The sequence below is a fragment of the Arthrobacter crystallopoietes BAB-32 genome, from assembly GCF_000328305.2.
GTDB classification, from domain to species: domain Bacteria; phylum Actinomycetota; class Actinomycetes; order Actinomycetales; family Micrococcaceae; genus Crystallibacter; species Crystallibacter crystallopoietes_A.
Window position 1 is genome coordinate 1 of sequence record NZ_ANPE02000113.1, and the last position, 16,307, is coordinate 16,307.

Annotated in this window: 21 protein-coding genes and 1 riboswitch; of the genes, 7 read left to right on the forward strand and 14 right to left on the reverse strand. The window is 68.7% G+C overall.

Features of this window, described 5'->3' with window-relative positions:
- On the forward strand, positions 1-320 hold a 320-nt coding region (locus D477_RS09235; protein ID WP_005268764.1), incomplete at its 5' end, for a nitronate monooxygenase.
- 3 nt (positions 321-323) lie between these two features.
- Here the strand turns inward: D477_RS09235 and D477_RS09240 are convergent.
- From D477_RS09240 to D477_RS09255, 4 genes are all read right to left on the reverse strand, one after another.
- Complete coding sequence (locus D477_RS09240; RefSeq protein ID WP_005268765.1) at positions 324-563, reverse strand: hypothetical protein; 240 nt, start codon at positions 561-563, stop codon at positions 324-326.
- Between the two features lie 372 nt (positions 564-935).
- Entirely contained in the window at positions 936-1,754 is an 819-nt protein-coding gene (locus D477_RS09245) for a pullulanase X25 domain-containing protein (RefSeq protein WP_005268766.1), read from the reverse strand.
- A gap of 185 nt (positions 1,755-1,939) precedes the next feature.
- On the reverse strand, positions 1,940-2,317 hold the full coding sequence (locus D477_RS09250) for a VOC family protein (protein ID WP_005268767.1): 378 nt from the start codon (positions 2,315-2,317) through the stop codon (positions 1,940-1,942).
- A 9-nt stretch (positions 2,318-2,326) separates the two neighbouring features.
- Entirely contained in the window at positions 2,327-2,572 is a 246-nt protein-coding gene (locus D477_RS09255; protein WP_005268768.1) for a hypothetical protein, read from the reverse strand.
- A 174-nt stretch (positions 2,573-2,746) separates the two neighbouring features.
- On the opposite strand from D477_RS09255, the gene D477_RS09260 reads away from it, so the two are divergent.
- On the forward strand, positions 2,747-3,763 hold the full coding sequence (locus D477_RS09260) for a magnesium and cobalt transport protein CorA (RefSeq protein ID WP_005268769.1): 1,017 nt from the start codon (positions 2,747-2,749) through the stop codon (positions 3,761-3,763).
- Here D477_RS09260 and D477_RS09265 read toward each other — a convergent pair.
- Together D477_RS09265 and D477_RS09270 are read right to left on the reverse strand one after the other, a co-directional pair.
- On the reverse strand, positions 3,741-4,991 hold the full coding sequence (locus tag D477_RS09265) for a pyridoxal phosphate-dependent aminotransferase (protein ID WP_005268770.1): 1,251 nt from the start codon (positions 4,989-4,991) through the stop codon (positions 3,741-3,743). The two genes, D477_RS09260 and D477_RS09265, sit on opposite strands and share 23 nt — an antisense overlap.
- A 79-nt stretch (positions 4,992-5,070) precedes the next feature.
- Positions 5,071-5,493, reverse strand: a complete 423-nt coding sequence (locus tag D477_RS09270) for a hypothetical protein (RefSeq protein WP_005268771.1) — start codon at positions 5,491-5,493, stop codon at positions 5,071-5,073.
- A 123-nt stretch (positions 5,494-5,616) separates the two neighbouring features.
- Between D477_RS09270 and D477_RS09275 the strand changes: the two genes are divergently transcribed.
- Complete coding sequence (locus tag D477_RS09275; RefSeq protein ID WP_005268772.1) at positions 5,617-6,417, forward strand: SDR family oxidoreductase; 801 nt, start codon at positions 5,617-5,619, stop codon at positions 6,415-6,417.
- A gap of 27 nt (positions 6,418-6,444) precedes the next feature.
- Here the strand turns inward: D477_RS09275 and D477_RS23235 are convergent, their stop codons facing one another.
- The 7 genes from D477_RS23235 to D477_RS09305 all read right to left on the reverse strand — a co-directional run bounded on the left by D477_RS23235 (position 6,445) and on the right by D477_RS09305 (position 12,607).
- A complete protein-coding gene (locus D477_RS23235; protein ID WP_237740741.1) occupies positions 6,445-7,467 on the reverse strand; it encodes a molybdopterin cofactor-binding domain-containing protein in 1,023 nt (340 codons plus the stop codon).
- On the reverse strand, positions 7,406-8,524 hold the full coding sequence (locus D477_RS23240; protein WP_237740742.1) for a xanthine dehydrogenase family protein molybdopterin-binding subunit: 1,119 nt from the start codon (positions 8,522-8,524) through the stop codon (positions 7,406-7,408). The genes D477_RS23235 and D477_RS23240 overlap by 62 nt, the downstream gene beginning before the upstream one ends.
- Positions 8,521-9,534 (reverse strand): FAD binding domain-containing protein, encoded by a 1,014-nt coding sequence (locus D477_RS09285; protein ID WP_005268773.1) that lies wholly within the window; start codon positions 9,532-9,534, stop codon positions 8,521-8,523. The genes D477_RS23240 and D477_RS09285 overlap by 4 nt, the downstream gene beginning before the upstream one ends.
- Entirely contained in the window at positions 9,531-10,058 is a 528-nt protein-coding gene (locus D477_RS09290; protein ID WP_005268774.1) for a (2Fe-2S)-binding protein, read from the reverse strand. The genes D477_RS09285 and D477_RS09290 overlap by 4 nt, the downstream gene beginning before the upstream one ends.
- Positions 10,059-10,181: 123 nt before the next feature.
- Positions 10,182-10,919 carry a GAF and ANTAR domain-containing protein gene (locus tag D477_RS09295; RefSeq protein WP_005268775.1) on the reverse strand — a complete coding sequence of 246 codons (738 nt, stop codon included), beginning with the start codon at positions 10,917-10,919 and terminating at the stop codon, positions 10,182-10,184.
- Positions 10,920-10,965: 46 nt separating this feature from the next.
- The gene (locus D477_RS09300) at positions 10,966-12,033 is read right to left on the reverse strand and encodes a YihY/virulence factor BrkB family protein (RefSeq protein WP_005268776.1); all 1,068 of its coding nucleotides are present in this window, start codon (positions 12,031-12,033) and stop codon (positions 10,966-10,968) included.
- Positions 12,034-12,055: 22 nt separating this feature from the next.
- Positions 12,056-12,607: a flavin reductase family protein gene (locus D477_RS09305; RefSeq protein ID WP_043846357.1), complete on the reverse strand. Its 552-nt coding sequence runs from the start codon at positions 12,605-12,607 to the stop codon at positions 12,056-12,058.
- Between the two features lie 109 nt (positions 12,608-12,716).
- Positions 12,717-12,783: riboswitch (guanidine-III (ykkC-III) riboswitch) on the forward strand.
- A 9-nt stretch (positions 12,784-12,792) separates the two neighbouring features.
- Between D477_RS09305 and D477_RS09310 the strand changes: the two genes are divergently transcribed.
- The 3 genes from D477_RS09310 (at position 12,793) to D477_RS09320 (ending at position 14,444) form a co-directional block, all read left to right on the forward strand.
- Positions 12,793-13,107, forward strand: coding sequence for a DMT family transporter (locus tag D477_RS09310; protein ID WP_005268778.1), 315 nt, complete (start codon positions 12,793-12,795; stop codon positions 13,105-13,107).
- A gap of 2 nt (positions 13,108-13,109) precedes the next feature.
- A complete protein-coding gene (locus D477_RS09315) occupies positions 13,110-13,496 on the forward strand; it encodes a DMT family transporter (protein ID WP_005268779.1) in 387 nt (128 codons plus the stop codon).
- Positions 13,497-13,667: 171 nt separating this feature from the next.
- Positions 13,668-14,444, forward strand: a complete 777-nt coding sequence (locus D477_RS09320; protein ID WP_005268780.1) for a sigma-70 family RNA polymerase sigma factor — start codon at positions 13,668-13,670, stop codon at positions 14,442-14,444.
- Here the strand turns inward: D477_RS09320 and D477_RS09325 are convergent.
- Positions 14,441-15,463 carry a glycosyltransferase family 9 protein gene (locus D477_RS09325; protein ID WP_052510734.1) on the reverse strand — a complete coding sequence of 341 codons (1,023 nt, stop codon included), beginning with the start codon at positions 15,461-15,463 and terminating at the stop codon, positions 14,441-14,443. The genes D477_RS09320 and D477_RS09325 overlap by 4 nt on opposite strands.
- A gap of 178 nt (positions 15,464-15,641) precedes the next feature.
- On the opposite strand from D477_RS09325, the gene D477_RS09330 reads away from it, so the two are divergent.
- A complete protein-coding gene (locus tag D477_RS09330) occupies positions 15,642-16,265 on the forward strand; it encodes a D-glycero-alpha-D-manno-heptose-1,7-bisphosphate 7-phosphatase (protein WP_005268782.1) in 624 nt (207 codons plus the stop codon).
- Positions 16,266-16,307 lie beyond the last annotated feature (42 nt).

The following is a 16,307-nucleotide window of genomic DNA, read 5'->3' on the forward strand; positions in this document are numbered from 1 at the left end:
CGGCGTTCCTGCGCGCGCCCGAGTCCGGCGCCGCGCCGTTCTACAAGGACGCGCTGCGCACCCTGCGTGGCGCCGGAACGGTGCTCACCCGGGCGTTCTCCGGCCGGGTGGCGCGCGGCGTGGACAATGACTTCATCCAGCGCTTCACCGGCTTTGCCCCCGCGGTGTATCCGCAGGTCAACCAGGTGACCCGGCCGGTGCGGGCCGCGGCGGCCGCCGGGCAGGATGCGCAGTTGATGTCGTTGTGGGCCGGCGTCGGCTACCGGGAAGCCGAGGCCGAGCCGGCCGCAGAGATTGTGCGGAAACTGGCCGCCACCTGAGGGTCAGCCCTGGATGGGGAGGCGCCAGATGGAGTAGTCGGTGTCGCTGACGGCCCGGCGTCCGCCGTTCTCCTCGCGGATCCAGACCAGTCCAACGCCTGGTGCGGTGCGGTCCACGCGGCCGCGGTACTGCACATCGTCGTGGAACCGGGCTTCGATGGCGTCGCCTCGCCGCAGTGCGCCGAGGTGGCGGATGCGGGTGGGTGTCAGGTCGACCAGGGGATCGTGGGCGGCTGCTGTCATAAGGTACCTCCTGTGTCTTGCGGTTAGGGCATCGGGAACCCGGTACAACGGCGCCATGGGGCCAACGCGTAAGGCTGGGAACCTAGCACGAGGGCGGCGATGATATCAGCCGCGAAAAAGCTCTGCCGGAGAGGTTCAGCGGTGGCGCGTGGAGCTCGGGTTACGTTATTGCCAACCGGCGCCCGGCGGAGTTTATTCCGGCAACCGGAAAAGTGTTCACCAACGACGGCGAAACCCGCCCGCCGTGCGGGAACCAGACTGCCGTACTGAGGCCTGATGGGCGCGCGCGAGGGAAAGGGCGGCAGCTGCTTCCGCTGCCGCCAGCGGCGGGAACCGGCACAGGCTGTCCTGCTCCCGCTTCCCGCCGTATTGTCAGCGGACGATGACGTCCTTGGTGCGGTGGTCGTAGTGGAACCGGACCTTGCCGCCGCCATGGTGGAACTCGTGGTTGGCGCCGTCCCGCTGCCCGAAGGCGCCGTAGTTCTCGTCCCACGAGCGGTTGAGTGCTGCCTTGTAGGTGTAGAAGCCGGCCGGCAGGTCGACCTCGAGCTTCCACAGCTGGTCCGCCGGGTCGAGCTGCATCTGCACCTGGTCGAAGTCCGGCTCCCAGTCGGAGGGGCAGCCGAGCACGCCGGCGAAGTTTCCGGCGATGGCGACGGCGTCCGGCTGCGGAACCGCAGGTGCCTGCGGGGCCTTGCTTTCGGCCGGAGCCTCGGCGGTGCTGTGTGCCGGCAGGGCTGCGGGGGCTTCCGGGGCGGGCGGGAGCGCTGCCACCGCGGACTCCGCCACGGCCGGCTTCTTCGCCGCAGCGGTGGCGGCAGCTGCAGACTTGGCGCGCGGCTTGACGGCCTTGGTGGCCGGCAGGGGCGGAACGGGCGTGCCGCTGTTCAGGGCGGCGGCGACCGATGCGCCGTCCGGGAAGGCTGCGGCTGCGGCCAGGCCCTCCTCGGTGATCTTCCAGCCGCCGCGGCCCTTGGTGATCCAGCCGGCCTTGACGAGTTTCGACGTCGCCGTGGTGAGGGCCTTGTGGCCGCGGGGGATGCCGCCGGACAGCAGTTCGCTCTCGCGCGCATCCAGCGGGAAAGCCGCGATGGCCTCGGCGAGGACGGCGCTGCCGCCGGCCGTGGTTCCCTCCTCGTGGGCCTTGGCCAGGCTATCGAGTACTGCCTTCAGACGGTTGTCAATGCTCATGCGTCATTCCCCAACATGCATATGGTGATCACTCGTACAGGTCCAGTTTCGGTCCGCAACTGTTAACAGCGCAGGCGACACCCAGTAAACACTGAGTGTCGCCCGAGGTCCAGCACTGCGGAAATATGGCGGGATGTGTCGTCACGGAAACCTGCCAGCGGCAGGCGCGTACCGCCGTCGTACTTCTAGAAACGGTCCCGCGGGGGCATTTGCTGCAGGGCCCAGGTGTTGCCGTCCGGGTCGCTGAAATAGACGAACCGGCCCCACGGCTGCACATCCACCTCGCTGGCCTCTACGCCGCGGGACAGCAGTTCCTCCCGGGCCGCGGCGGCGTCGTCGACCACGACCTGCAGCCCCTTCTGCGAGCCCGGCTCCATTTCGGTGATGCCGGTGCCCAGCACGATGGAGCAGGCGGAGCCTTTGGGCGTGAGCTGGACGAAGCGCAGGTCCGGGCTGACCTTGTGGTCGTGGTCGGCATGGAACCCGACCTGGTCCACGTAGAATGCTTTCGCGCGGTCAACGTCCGTCACCGGCACGGCGACAAGTTCGAGTTTCCAGTCCATGCGCCCACGCTAGACCTGATGGTCCGGGACCGGAAGGGCGCTGGCATTCTCCTCCTGTCCGCGGGACCAGAGTTCGTAGCCTTCTGCCTTCTCGAACAGCTGGCGCGGGACGGGGCCGTCCGAGGCCAGCCAGAGCAGTTCGGCATCCGGCGAAACGGCGTCCACCCGGCCGCTGCGCACGAGCTTGTCCCGGCGGCGGACCTCCACCAACGTGCCGGGCATCAGATTCCAGTTTTCATGGCGGGACTGCTGCATGGTTCCTCCGCAGGATCGGGTGCAGGGCGGCTTCCAGCATGGCCCAAGCGCCTGAACAGCACCATGGCGGGTGCCGGATGTTCACGGAGAATTTACGGGCCGGTGCGGTTCCGCCGACGTTGGTACATTGGCAGGTGGCCCGGCGAGCGCGCGGGCCGAGCGAGAGGACAGCAGATGCCGTTGGTCGACAACGCCGTGTACGTGGACGGGCGCCGGGCCGCCAGCCCGGCCAGCCTGGACGAGACCTTCGAACTGATGCGGGCCAGCAACGGCATGGCGTGGATCGGGCTGTACCGGCCGGACGCGGCGGATGTGCGGGCCGTGGCCAAGGAGTTCGACCTCCATGAGCTGGCGGTGGAGGATGCGCTCTCGGGCCACCAGCGGGCCAAGCTGGAGCGGTACGGTGCGACCCTCTTTACGGTGCTCCGGCCCGCCCGGTACCTGGACGACGTCGAGAAGGTCGAGTTCGGCGAGCTGCACGTCTTCGTCGGCCCGGACTTCGTACTCACCGTGCGCCACGCAGAGTCGCCCGACCTGGCCAAGGTGCGGCGGCGGATGGAAGCAAGCCCGGAGCTGCTGGCCAAGGGGCCGCACGCGGTTCTGTACGCGCTCCTCGACCAGGTGGTGGACGAGTACGCGCCGGTGGTCGCCGGACTGGAGAACGACATCGACGAGATCGAGGACGAGCTTTTCGGCGGCCATCCGGATGTTTCCCGCCGGATCTACGAACTGCACCGCGAGGTGATCGAATTCCAGCGGGCCACCCAGCCGCTGGACGGGATGCTGGCGCTCCTGGAAAGGGGCGTCGACAAGGACAGCGTGGACGAGGAGCTGCAGAAGCGCCTGCGGGATGTGCACGACCACGTGCTGCGCGTGGTGGACCGGGCCAACGCCTTCCGTGCGCTGCTGCAGAACGCCCTGGAAGTGCACTCGACGCTGGTCGCACAGCGCCAGAACGAGGAGATGAAGCGGCTGACCGAGACCAGCCTGGCGCAGAACGAAGAGGTCAAGCGGATTTCGTCCTGGGCAGCCATCCTGTTCGCCCCGACCCTGGTGGGCGCGGTCTACGGGATGAATTTCGACCACATGCCGGAGCTGGCTTGGGTCTGGGGCTATCCGTTCGCGCTGCTGCTCATGCTGGGCATCGGCGCGGCGTTGTTCGCCGCCTTCAAATGGAAGAAGTGGCTCTAGCCTGGGCTTCGGCCTTCCGGCGGTAGACGGCCAGGAAGGCCGAAATCCGCCGGACGGCTTCCTCGATCTCGTCCACGGACGGCAGGATCACGAAGCGGAAGTGGTCCGGCGCCGGCCAGTGGAACGCCGTGCCGTGGGAGACCAGGATTTTCTGGTCCTCCAGCAGGTCCAGCACGAATTGCTCGTCGTTGACGAACGGGTAGACCTGAGGATCCAGCTTCGGGAACAGGTACATCGCGCCGGCGGCGGGGACGCAGCTGACGCCCGGAATTTCGTTGAGCAGGCGGCACGCCAAATCGCGCTGTTCATGCAGCCGCCCGCCGGGCTTCACCAGGTCGCCGATACTCTGGTAGCCGCCGAGCGAGGTCTGGATGGCATGCTGCGCCGGGACGTTGGCGCACAGCCGCAGTGATGCCAGCAGCTCCAGGGATTCACGGTAGGCAGCGGTGGCGGTCCGGGGGCCGCTGATGGCCACCCAGCCGGCCCGGTAGCCGGGCATCCGGTAGGCCTTCGACAATCCGGAGAACGTCAGCACCGGAAGGTCCGGGGCGACCGAGGCGGTGTGGATGTGGACGGCGCCGTCGTACGTGATCTTCTCGTAGATCTCGTCGGAGAAAAGGACCAGGTCGTGTTCGCGGGCCAGGCGGGCGAACTCTTCCAGGATGTGCCGCGGATAGACGGCGCCGGTGGGGTTGTTCGGGTTGATCAGGACGATGGCCCGGGTCCGGGGAGTGATTTTGGCTGCGACGTCGGCCATATCCGGCCACCAGTTGTTGGCTTCGTCGCACAGGTAGTGGACGGGGGTGCCGCCGCTGAGCGTGACGGAAGCGGTCCACAGCGGGTAGTCCGGCGCGGGGATCAGGACTTGGTCCCCGTTCTCCAGAAAGGCCTGGAGCGTCATGGAAATCAGTTCCGAGACCCCGTTGCCGACGAAGATGTCTTCAACGCCGATCTGCATCAGGCCCTTGGTCTGGTAGTACTGCGAGATTGCCGTCCGGGCCGAGAAGATGCCCTTCGAATCGCTGTAGCCCTGCGCGTCCCGCAGGTGGTGGATCATGTCCACCACGATCGACTCCGGTGCCTCCAGCCCGAAGGGTGCAGGGTCGCCCAGGTTCATCCGGAGGATGCGCTGCCCCTCGGCCTCCATCTTCTTGGCCGCATGCAGGATAGGGCCCCGAAGTTCATACCTGACGTTCTGGAGTTTGCTGGAGTGCTGCATCGGACGCATGGTCCATTTTTTCACACGAGCGGCCGGCCGTTCATGTGGCGTTCATCATGCCTTTGCGCGGTGTTGTGATCCCCGCGCGTCAGTCGGACTCGGTGCCTTCGAAGTCCGACAGCGGCCGGCCGCCGAGGTTGGCCGGGTCGTCGCTGCTGTCGGCTTCCTCGCTGCCCAGGTCATCGCCGAAGTCCACGTCGTTCGCGGCTTCGCCGATCGTGGGAACGTCCGGGGGCACCTGCTCCTCGCCTGCTTCATAGCGGCTTTCGGCCGTTTCGTCCCGCAGCGCCTGTTCGGACATCGGGTCTGTGTGCGCGTCCGGGTTCCCCGCGTCGCCGACGGTGCTGCCTTCCTGCAGGGCCTCGGCGTCACCCTCTACGCGGTCAAGGTCCAGCGTGCCGGCGTCCGCGTCCAGTTCCTCCGGCGGGACGGCGTAGTCGTCCTCGCCGGGAATCGGCGGTTCCTCGCCCGCGATGTGCAGTTCCGGGTCGGGAAGATTCTGTTCGCTCATTTGGCCAGCGTACTGAGCGTTACGAACGTGAACCAGAGCTTCAGCATGATCCGAGGTGGTGGCCGAGGGTGAACTCAGCCACAATGGCAGCCTGTGGATCCGCAGCAGGCAGGAGGACAGCTGATGGCCGGGTTTGCTCCGAAGACAGCGATCGTGACCGGATCGGATTCCGGTATTGGACGTGCCACCGCCGCGGCGCTGGCACGAGCCGGGATGGATGTGGGCATTACCTGGCACACCGACCAGGAGGGAGCGGAACGGACTGCCCGGGAAGTGCGGTCCCTGGGCCGCCGCGCGGTGGTTGCGCAGCTGGACACCACGGACCTGCCTGGCTGCGCCGCCGTCGTCGAGCGCCTCGCACAGGAACTGGGCGGGCTGGACGTGTTCGTCAATAATTCCGGCACCGGCGCCAACGAGAAGTTCCTCGAAACGAGCTATGAGACGTGGCGGAAGGTCGTGGCCACCGACCTCGACGGTGCGTTCGTATGCATCCAGCGGGCGGCGCAGCTGATGGCGGACCAGGGCCAGGGCGGCCGGATCATTGCCGTGACCAGCGTCCACGAGCACCAGCCGCGGGTGGGTTCGGCGGCCTACGATGCCGCGAAGCACGGACTGGGCGGACTCATCAAGACCATCGCGCTGGAGTTGGCCGAGCACGGCATCACCGCCAACTCGGTGGCGCCGGGCGAGATTGCCACGCCGATGACCGGCCAGACGGACGAGGATCCGCACGAGCACGCACGGCCCGGCATTCCCCTGAACCGGCCCGGGGACGCGCGCGAAGTTGCCGCCGTGATTGCCTTCCTCGCGTCCCCGGATGCCGCCTATGTCAACGGTGCCTCCTGGGCCGTTGACGGCGGCATGCTGCAGATGGGCCCGCAGGCCGGCAGCCATCTGACCAGCAACGACTGGCGGCGCGGCTGAGCTGCCTGCCGCTGCCGGCCCCGCAGCTCAGAGGAACTTGTCCGGCGTCAGCGGCAGGTCGCGCACCCGGACGCCGGTGGCATGGTAGGCCGCGTTGGCGATGGCCGCGGCGGCGCCGACGATCCCGATCTCGCCGATGCCCCGCGAACCGAGCGGACCGGCGTGCTCGTCGACTTCGTCGAGCCAGATGGCGTCCACGTCGAGGATGTCCGCGTTGACCGGAATGTGGTACTCGGCGAAGTCGTGGTTGACGATCATGCCGAACCGGGGGTCCATGACGCTGTGCTCGTGGAGGGCCATGCCAAGTCCCATGGTCATGCCGCCGATGAACTGGGAGCGGGCCGTGCGCGGGTTGATGATGCGCCCGGCGGAGAAGACTCCGAGCATGCGGGAGACCCGGATGTCGCCGGTGCAGCGGTGGACCTGGACTTCGGCGAACTGGGCGCCGAAGGAGTGCAGGGCGTACTCGTCGGCCGCCGGATTCTTCGGTGCCGCGTCTTCGACCTCGGCGCCGTCCTCCGGATCCGTGCCGTACTTGTTCCGGAACGTCCCGGCGGCCGTGGCAATCGCGGTGCCCCAGCTGGACAGCCCGGTGGAACCGCCGGCCACGCTGGCTTTGGGCAGCGCGGTGTCGCCGATGTCCAGCCGGACGGCGTGGACCGGGACGCCCAGGGCGTCGGCGGCGACCTGGCTCAGCACGGTCCAGGTGCCGGTGCCCAGATCGACGGCCCCGATCGAGACCTGGTAGCCGCCCTCGGAGGTGAACCGGATCCTGGCGACGGAGCCGGGCTGGCGCCGGGCCGGATAGGTGGAGCTGGCCACGCCGGTCCCGATCAGCCAGTCCCCGTCGAGCCTGGTGCGGGGACGATGGTCGCGCTGCTCCCACCCGAAGCGCCGGGCGCCCTCACGCAGGCAGGCGACGAGATGGCGGTTGGCGAAGGGCCGCCCGGATTCCGGGTCCGCCGTCGGCTCATTGCGGATCCGCACTTCAATCGGATCGAGGCCGCAGGCTTCGGCCAGCTCGTCCATGGCGACCTCGGGCCCGAACATGCCGGCATTCGCCGGGCGCGCGCATCCAGGACGGGACCGGGACGTCGAGCCGGGCGAGGCGGTGGCTCGTGCTCCGGTTGGCCGCGGCGTACATCATGCGCGTCGGCACCGCCGATTGTTCGGCGAATTCCTTGATTTTCGACGTCTGCTCGACCACGTCGTGGGTGATGGCGGTCAGCCGGCCCTCCGCGTCCGCGCCCAGCCGGACGCGCTGGATGGTCGGTGTGCGGTATCCCGCCACGAAGAACATCTGCTGGCGGGTCAGCGCGAGCTTGACCGGCCGGCCGCCGCTGAGCCTGGAGGCCATGGCGGCGAGCACCACGTGGGCGTGCGGCAGTCCCTTGGACCCGAAGCCGCCGCCCACGTGCGGGGCGGTGACATGGACCTGCCCGCGCTCCAGGCCGAAGACCGGGGCGAGGGTGCGGCGGACCTGGTGGACGCCCTGGGTCGAGTCGTAGAGGTGCAGCCCGGAATCCGTCCACTGCGCCACCGTGGTGTGCGGCTCCATCGGATTGTTGTGCTCGGGGGGAGTTGTATAGGTCTGGTCAATAACGACGGCGGCGCCCGCCAGGGCTTCTTCGGCATCGCCCTGTGCGGTGTCAGTGGGGAAGCCCGCGTTGACTTCGTCGGGGACATCGAGGTCATCCCGCTCCGCACCGAACCTGGCATCATGGTCGGCCTGGTCGTAAACGACCGTGACCAGCCCCGCGGCTTCGCGGGCGATCTCCGGGGTCTCGGCGACGACGCCGCCGATGAACTGGCCGCGGAATCCGACGGCATCCGACTGCAGGATGGCGAGCTCGGCGTCGGAAGTATCGGCCAGCCGGGGAGCATTCCACGGTGTCAGGACGGCGATGGTTCCGTCCAGCGCTTCTGCCGCCGAGACGTCCATGGAGGTGACCCGGCCGAGGGCGATGGTGGACTGGATGGGATGCAGGTAGGCAGGCTGCTCCACTTGCTGTTCCCAGGCGTACCGGGCAGTGCCGGTGACCTTGGCGGGACCGTCCAGCCGTTCCAGGCTGCTGCCCATCGCGCGGGCTTCCAGGGGGGCGGTCATGAGGACTCCTGCGTCAGATCGTGCAGCACCGAGACCAGGGCGTTGCTGACCATGGGGACTTTGAAGGCGTTGTCCGCCCGGGTGCTGGCCGCTGCCAGCTCCGCCTCCGCCGCCCGGCGGAAACTGTCCTGCGTCGCCGGGGCCCCCTGCAGCGCCGCCTCGGCCAGGGCTGCCCGCCAAGGCTTGTGGGCGACCCCGCCCAAGGCGATGCGCGCCTGGCGGATGACGGGAACGGAACCCGCATTGCCGCCGTCGTCCTCCAGCTCCACCGCGGCGGCCACGGAAACCAAGGCAAAGGCGTACGATGCCCGGTCCCGGACCTTGCGGTAGGTCGAGCGCCGCGCCCAGGGCAGCGGAGGCAGCAGGACGGACGTGATCAGGTCACCGTGGTCCAGCACGGTGTCGCGGTCAGGACGGTCGCCGGGCAGGCGGTGGAGGTCAGCGACCGCCAGGGTGCGCTCGCCGGCGGGGCCGTGGACGACGACGGAAGCGTCCAAGGCGGCAAGGGCGCAGGCCATGTCCGACGGATGGACCGCGATGCAGTCAGGGGAGGCGCCCAGGATGGCGTGGTAGCGGGCGTAGCCCTCCCGTGCGGAGCAGCCGGAGCCGGGGGTCCGCTTGTTGCACGGCGTGCTGGCGTCCTGGAAGTAGACGCAGCGGGTGCGCTGCAGGAGGTTTCCGCCGGTGGTGGCCATGTTCCGCAGTTGGCCGGAGGCGCCCGAGAGCAGGGCCTGGGACAGCACCGGGTAGCGGCTGCGGACGAGCGGATGGGCCGCGAGGTCGCTGTTGCGGACGTTGGCGCCGATGCGCAGGCCGCCGTCGCCGGTTTCGGCCACGTCGTCCAGCTGGAGGGAAGTGATGTCGACGAGCAGGTCCGGGGACGCGATGCCCAGTTTCATGTGGTCGACGAGGTTGGTGCCGCCGGCCAGGAAGGCAGCCTGGGGATTGCCCGCGATTTCCGCGACGGCGCCGTCGACGGTGGTGGCTCGCCGGTAGTCGAAGGGCTTCATACGTCCGGTCCTGCCGTCGAGACCTGGCGGATGGCAGCAACGATGTTGGCGTAGGCCCCGCAGCGGCAGAGGTTGCCGCTCATGCGTTCGCGGATTTCGTCCTCGTCCAGGGTGGTTGCGGCGTTCGCTGGAGGGCCGGCGGCCGTGACGGCGCTGGGCTGGCCCGCCGCGGCCTCGGCGAGCATGCCGACCGCCGAACAGATCTGGCCGGGCGTGCAGTAGCCGCATTGGAAGGCGTCCTGGTCGAGGAAGGCCTGCTGGACGGGGTGGAGGGTTTCGCCGTCGGCCAGGCCGGCCGCCGTGGTGACTTCCGCGCCGTCCTGCGCCACGGCGAAAATGAGGCAGGAGTTGACGCGCCGGCCGTCCAGCAGCACGGTGCAGGCACCGCACTGGCCGTGGTCACAGCCCTTCTTCGGGGCGGTCACTGCGAGCCGGTCGCGCAGTGCGTCGAGCAGGGTGGTACGGGTGTCAACGGTGACGGTGCGCCGGCTGCCGTCGACGTCCAGGGTGATTTCGGCTTCCATCGGTTGCCTCCGCAGGCAGGGGCCATTTGCCTGCAACCTATCCCACGGCCGGTTCGCCGACAACCGTCCCGGAGGTATTGCTGAAGGCAACACGCTCCCGGGCGGCCTTGTCGCCCGGGAGGATCAGTCCTCGAAGTGGGTGTTGGGCGAGGTTCCGCCGAGGTTGGCGACGACGCCGGCAGCGACATCGCGGAGCTTGACGTTCCGGCTGGTGGAGGCGGCCTTGAGGATGTTGAAGGCCTCCTCCTGGCTGCAGCGGTTCTGCCCCATGATGATGCCGACTGCCAGGTCGATCGTGGTCCGCGATTCCAGCGCGCTTTTCAGGTGGGAGGCAGTATCCGCATATTTGGCAACGCGGAGGGCAAGCTGCAGGGCGCGCGAGGCCTGCGCGGCGTAGCCCTCCGCCGTGCGGGCTGTTTCTCCGGTGAAGGCTCCGGGCTGCCGGGCGTAGAAGTTCAAAGCCGCGCCCGCGCCGCCGCCGGACTCGAGCAGGAGCGGCACGCCCATCATCGAGTAGAAGCCGTGTCCGACGACGGCGCTGAAGTAGTCGGGCCAGCGGTCATCGGTGCGGGCGTCATGCACGATGGTCGTTGTCCCGGTGTCGATGGCCGCCAGGCACGGTCCCTTGTCGAAGCCGTACTGGATTTCGTCCAGTTGGTGCGCGATGGGCCCGCTGTTGGCGACGGTCACCGCGTGCTTCTCGCGTTTGAGCGTGACCCCGCAGTGCACTTCAATGTGTCCGCCGAGGATGCGGGTGGAGTAGACCGCCAGTTCATCCAGGAAACGGTCCACGTCGTCGTGATGCAGGATCATCTCCTGCAGCTCTTCGGCTACGGATGCCGTGCTGCCGTCTTCGCTCATGCGCTCCAGTTTAGGCGGCGGGGCGATGGCCTGTGGAAGGCCGGAGTCAGCGATCCCGGTAGTCCGTGTGCCCGTAGGCATACCGCAGGTCGCGGCCGTCATTGACCAGGCCGAGCGCCTTGTCGTTGAGCTTGCGGCACTGGCGGTCGTCGCGCGCGGGCAATTGCAATGTCTCCTCGGCTTTGATGCCGGCCTGGAGCTGGCGGCCGCGCTCGATTTCGGCGTCGATTTCGCCGCCCAAGAGCAGTACCACGTTCATGATCCAGATCCACAGCAGCAGGACGATCACGCCGCCGATGGTGCCGTAGGTGGCGTTGTAGTTGCCGAAGTTGGCAACGTAGAACCCGAAGCCGGCGGTGGCCAGCGCCATGACGATGATGGCGACGAGGGCGCCGATGCTGATCCACCGGAACTTCGGCTGCTTGACGTTGGGCGTGGCGTAGTAGAGCAGCGCGATCATGAAAATGACCAGCAGCACCAGGACGGGCCACTTGGCGATGTTCCAGACCATGAGGGCGGTGTCGCCGAGGCCGATCATATTGCCTAGTGTCTGCGCGAAGCCTCCGGAGAGAATGAGGACCAGCATCATAATCACGACGACGATCACGAGCGTGAGCGTCACGCCGAGCATGACCGGGTACAGCTTCCAGAACGGGCGGCCTTCGTCGACGTCGTACATGGTGTTCATGGCCCGGCCGAAGGCGCGCACGTAGCCGGAGGCGGTCCAGATGGCGCCGATGATACCGGTGGCGAGAGCGAGGCCGGCTCCCGTGCCGCTGGTCAGCTGGTTGATCGGCCCTTCAATCAGGCCGAGGGCGTCCGCCGGCGCGCCGAGCCGCTCCAGCAGTTCGATGATGGTGCGCGTGGTGGCCTCGCCCTGGCCGACGATGCCGAGGATCGAGACGACGGCGAGCAGGCCGGGGAAGATGGACAGCACGGCGTAGTAGGTCATCGCGGCGGCGAGGTCAGTGCACTTGTCCGCGCTGAACTCCCGCAGGGTGCGTTTGAGGATATAGCGCCAGGACCGCCCCTTGATGTCCGTCGGGGAGTCGGGCTTGCGCGGGCTGTCCGGGGCGGGCTGCGGCCGCTTCTCCTGGTTCTGTTGGATGGACATGGTCACCTGTTCCTGTTCTGTGTCAGCGGTCCAGCCGGTGGTAGGCCGAACCGAAATGCACGAGCGGGTCGAGCGCGTCCTGGCCGGTGGCGAGGGTGCCCATGGCGCGGACTTCGCCGATCACCAGCAGATGGGTCGCCGCCGCGTGGACGGCAACGGTTTCCGCTTCGAAGAAGGCCAGCGCGTCATCGATGATGGCGGCCGAGGAGACCTGTCCGCGGCGGAAGGGTACCTGGGCCAGCAGTCCCTCCAGCGGGGTGCCGGGGCTGGCGAGCCAGTTGGCGGTGCCCTGCTGGCTGCTGGTCAGCAGGCTCAGCGCCCAGTAGCGGCTGGTGGAGACGGCCTCGCCTATGCGCGATTCGCCGTAGAGGCTGACGAGGATGGTGGGTGGGTCATAGGAGACCGACAGCCAGCCGGTTACGGTAGCGGCATAGTCGCGTCCGCGGACAACGGTGGAAACAACTGCGACGCCGGCAGCCGCGTTGGCGCTGAGCGTGCGGTACCGGTCCATGTCGTCCTGGCTTGGCAGGCCGGACTGGAGCCGGTACGTGGTCGGCGCTTGCGCGATTTCCATGGCACCATCGTGCCACGGGCCGCTGGACGGGGGACCGGGCAGGGGTGAATCGGTGGTGACTTTGGCAACCAAAGCCGCCCTCCGCCGTCGTGCTTTGCTATGTTTTTCCGCAAGGACCCCGCTTCGGGTCCTCCGGACGAGGGATCAGTACCCGGCGCGCGACAAGACTGGCCATGAGGTTATCGATGGAATGGATAATTCTGATCCTGTCGGGCGTCCTGGAGGCGGTGTGGGCGACGGCGCTGGGCATGTCGCGGAACTTCCGCAGGCTGTGGCCGACGGTCGTTTTCTTTGTTGCGATGTCCGTGAGCATGGCCGGCCTGGCGTACGCGATGACGGCGATTCCCGTCGGCACCGCCTACGCCGTGTGGGTGGGCATCGGCGCCGTGCTGACCGCCGCCTACGCGATGGTTTTCGGCGGTGAGCGCGCCTCGCTGGCCAAGGTGCTGCTGTTGCTGGGCATCATCGGCTGTGTGGTCGGCCTGAAGGCGGTGGGCTAGTCGTGCATTGGGCAATCCTGATCATCAGCGCCGTGCTGGAAGCCGTGTGGGCCACGGCGCTGGATTACTCGCAGGGGTTTTCCCGCCCGGGAGCGACGGCGGTCTTCCTCGTCGCCGTGGTCTTGAGCATGGCCGGGCTCGGTTATGCCATGCGCGGGATCGGCATCGGTACGGCCTATGCGGTGTGGACCGGTCTGGGCGCGGTGCTGACCGTGCTCTATTCCGTGCTGTTCTCCGGCGAACCGGCAGGTGTCTTGAAGATGCTGTTCCTGGCGGGCATTATCGGCTGTGTCATCGGGCTGAAGCTCGTGGACGGCAAGGACGAGCAGAGCGATGGTGGGGCCGAGCGGCCCGGCGCGACGGCGGAAACACGCGGCAAGCAGGCCTGAGCGCGAGGAGCGGCTGCTTCTGCTGCTTATACCTTCTTCTCCCCGGGTAGGAGAAGATTTCCGGCCGGATTTTTTCCAAAAAGTTGTTGCTATGTAAGCATGCTTATGTTTCGCTGGGGTGGAGACGCCGGGCTTTGGGCCTGGAACCGCTGACCAGAGAGTGGATGCCTCATGATGCCTTCCGCGAACCACCGAACGACGCTCTTCCGCCAGGCCCGCTCGGCCAAGGGATCCCTGCGGAGGGCCCTGGAAGAGGAACTTGTCCTGGGCCATCTGGACATCGCGGAGACCGCCGCGAAGGGGTACGCCGGCGCCGGCCGGGACCTGGAGGACCTGAAGCAGGTGGCGCGGATGGGCCTGCTCAAGGCGGTGCGCGGTTTTGATCCCGAGCGCGGCACGGATTTCCCCGCCTACGCCGTGCCGACGGTGACCGGAGAACTCAAACGCTACCTGCGCGACAACTGCTGGGTGGTGCGCCCGCCGCGCCGGCTGCAGGAGCTGCGGACCGTGGCGGCCAAGGCCATTCCGGAACTCGCGCAGCGGCTGGGCCGTGAGCCCTCGCTGGCGGAACTCGGCGGCGAACTCGGCGAGGATCCGCAGCTCGTGGGCGAGGCACTGAACTGCCAGAGCAGCCTCCGGCCGGAATCCCTGGAGGCGGCCCAGGACGGGCGCACGCTGGCGGATTCGCTGGGCGGCGCCGACCACCGGCTCGACCGTGCCGAGGAACTGCTGATGCTGCGCGGCGCGATCCGCGAGCTGGCGCCGCGCGAACAGTTGCTCCTCTACTACCGCTATTTCGAGGAGGAGTCCCAGCAGCGCGTCGGGGAGCGGGTCGGGATGACGCAGATGCAGGTGTCGCGGGCGTTGGCGCGGATCCTGGTGCGGCTGCAGCGGCGGCTGCTCGGCGAGCCCGAAGGGGTGCCGGTCCGCCGGCTGCGCACGGCTTAGGATTCGGTGCGGATGGCCGGTTCCGGGGCAAGGATGCCGGTACCGGGCCTGGCGCCAAGGCCGGCGAGTGCTTCCAGCACGTCGTCCACCGTGACGGCCAGGAGGGCCGGATCCGGCTCACTGGAGAAGGTGTCGCCGAGCCGCCGGGACTCGTCCGTGAGCACGATGTGCGGGCCGGGCGGCGGACCCCATTCGGCCACCGGGGCCGGACCGAACATGACCACCGAGGGCCGCGCGTAGGCCGAGGCCAGATGCGCCGCCCCGGTATCCGCCGAGACCACGACGGCGGCGTCGGCGATGACCGCGGCGAACTGGGCCAGTGAATATTCGCCGGCCACGACGCTGTCCGGACCGAAGCCGGCCAGCGCTGCGACTTCCAATGCGCGCGGCCGCTCCCGCGCGCTTCCGGTGAAGACGACGTCATGCCCGGCCAGGGCCAGTTCACGGGCGACGGCGGCAAACCGGTCAGCGGGCCAGAGCCGGCTTCCGTAGGCGGCGCCTACGTGCAGCACGGCGGCGCCCGGGCGGCTGGTGGGCTGGGCGGGGCGGTGGAGCCGGTAGTCCAACGGATCGGCCGGGATGCCGTGCCATTCCAGCAGCCGGGCCCAGCGGTCGCGTTCGTGCAGGCCGTCCGGCCAGGCCGGGCCGTCCCAGCCGGGGGAGGAATGGCCGATGCGCCGGGCGGGCTGCAGCGCCTCGATCCGGCCCCTGCTTTCCGCCCCGTTGCCATGCAGGTTGACCGCGACATCCACCCGGCCCGGAGCCAGCCCGATGGGGACATCGAGCCCGTGGGTGTCCAGCAGGTCATCCACCGAGCCGACCAGTTCCATCATCGGACGCAGCCAGCCTTGGGCGGCATACAGGATCCGGTGGTCCGGAAACGCCCGGCGCAGGGCGCGCAGGGCCGGCACGGCCACCAGCAGGTCGCCGAGCTTCAGCGCCCGCAGCACCAGCAGTTCGGGCCGGCCGTCCGGCGCCAGTCCATCGGGAACCGCTTCCAAGCCTTGTTCTTCCAGCATGGCTTCATCCTGCCAGAGCTGCCCGGGACGCGGCATGGCCACGCTCGGATCGGGTGCGGATCTGGCGCAGGGAGAAGGAGCCTGCGTACCGGAATCCGCCGGACGGCGGTTTCCAGCCGGAGAAAAGAAGTCGGTGCTGAAGTGTTTAGCCGCGCGTCGGGGCGGGAACAGTGCTGGTATGACACTTGAGGCCCTGCTCCCGCCGCGGGCCGTCCTGTTCGACCGGGACGGAACGCTGGTTGTCGACGTGCCCTACAACCACGACCCCGACCTGGTCCGCCCGATGCCCGGCGCCCGCGAGGTCCTGGACGCCATCCGCGCGGCCGGGTTGCCGTGCGGGGTGCTGACCAACCAGTCCGGCATCGCGCGCGGGCTGCTGGACCGCGGCCAGGTGGACGCCGTGAACGCCCGGGTGGAGGAGCTGCTCGGCCCGTTCGATATGTGGGAGGTCTGCCCGCACGGACCTGCCGATGGCTGTGCCTGCCGCAAGCCGCAGCCGGGCATGGTCCGGCAGGCGTGCGAGCGGCTCGGACTGCAGCCGCGGGAAGTGGCCTTCATCGGGGACATCGGCGCAGATGTGGAAGCGGCGGCGGCTGCCGGCGCGCGCGGCGTGCTGGTGCCCACGCCCATTACCCGGGCGGAGGAAGTCGAGGCGGCGACCTTGGTTGCGCCGGATCTTGCCGCGGCACTCGAGCTGCTGTTCGGCGCCGAGCTGCCGGTCCGGCGGGACGCGGCTCCCCGGGACGTTGATGAGGAAAGCGGCGCGCTGCAGGCAGCGGACGGTCCCGGAGGCGGCCGGTGAGCCGCGTGCTGGTGGCGCGGCTGGACAGCGCCGGCGACGTGC

Coding starts and splice junctions, on each gene's coding strand:
- D477_RS09290 (WP_005268774.1), bottom strand. CDS start 10,058: ATGGAAGCCGAAATCACCCTGGACGTCGACGGCAGCCGGCGCACCGTC.
- D477_RS09320 (WP_005268780.1), top strand. CDS start 13,668: ATGATGCCTTCCGCGAACCACCGAACGACGCTCTTCCGCCAGGCCCGC.
- D477_RS09240 (WP_005268765.1), bottom strand. CDS start 563: ATGACAGCAGCCGCCCACGATCCCCTGGTCGACCTGACACCCACCCGC.
- D477_RS09255 (WP_005268768.1), bottom strand. CDS start 2,572: ATGCAGCAGTCCCGCCATGAAAACTGGAATCTGATGCCCGGCACGTTG.
- D477_RS09265 (WP_005268770.1), bottom strand. CDS start 4,991: ATGCGTCCGATGCAGCACTCCAGCAAACTCCAGAACGTCAGGTATGAA.
- D477_RS09295 (WP_005268775.1), bottom strand. CDS start 10,919: ATGAGCGAAGACGGCAGCACGGCATCCGTAGCCGAAGAGCTGCAGGAG.
- D477_RS09300 (WP_005268776.1), bottom strand. CDS start 12,033: ATGTCCATCCAACAGAACCAGGAGAAGCGGCCGCAGCCCGCCCCGGAC.
- D477_RS09325 (WP_052510734.1), bottom strand. CDS start 15,463: ATGCTGGAAGAACAAGGCTTGGAAGCGGTTCCCGATGGACTGGCGCCG.
- D477_RS09250 (WP_005268767.1), bottom strand. CDS start 2,317: ATGGACTGGAAACTCGAACTTGTCGCCGTGCCGGTGACGGACGTTGAC.
- D477_RS09260 (WP_005268769.1), top strand. CDS start 2,747: ATGCCGTTGGTCGACAACGCCGTGTACGTGGACGGGCGCCGGGCCGCC.
- D477_RS23235 (WP_237740741.1), bottom strand. CDS start 7,467: ATGTTCGGGCCCGAGGTCGCCATGGACGAGCTGGCCGAAGCCTGCGGC.
- D477_RS09310 (WP_005268778.1), top strand. CDS start 12,793: ATGGAATGGATAATTCTGATCCTGTCGGGCGTCCTGGAGGCGGTGTGG.
- D477_RS09270 (WP_005268771.1), bottom strand. CDS start 5,493: ATGAGCGAACAGAATCTTCCCGACCCGGAACTGCACATCGCGGGCGAG.
- D477_RS09305 (WP_043846357.1), bottom strand. CDS start 12,607: ATGGAAATCGCGCAAGCGCCGACCACGTACCGGCTCCAGTCCGGCCTG.
- D477_RS09285 (WP_005268773.1), bottom strand. CDS start 9,534: ATGAAGCCCTTCGACTACCGGCGAGCCACCACCGTCGACGGCGCCGTC.
- D477_RS09275 (WP_005268772.1), top strand. CDS start 5,617: ATGGCCGGGTTTGCTCCGAAGACAGCGATCGTGACCGGATCGGATTCC.
- D477_RS23240 (WP_237740742.1), bottom strand. CDS start 8,524: ATGACCGCCCCCCTGGAAGCCCGCGCGATGGGCAGCAGCCTGGAACGG.
- D477_RS09245 (WP_005268766.1), bottom strand. CDS start 1,754: ATGAGCATTGACAACCGTCTGAAGGCAGTACTCGATAGCCTGGCCAAG.
- D477_RS09330 (WP_005268782.1), top strand. CDS start 15,642: ATGACACTTGAGGCCCTGCTCCCGCCGCGGGCCGTCCTGTTCGACCGG.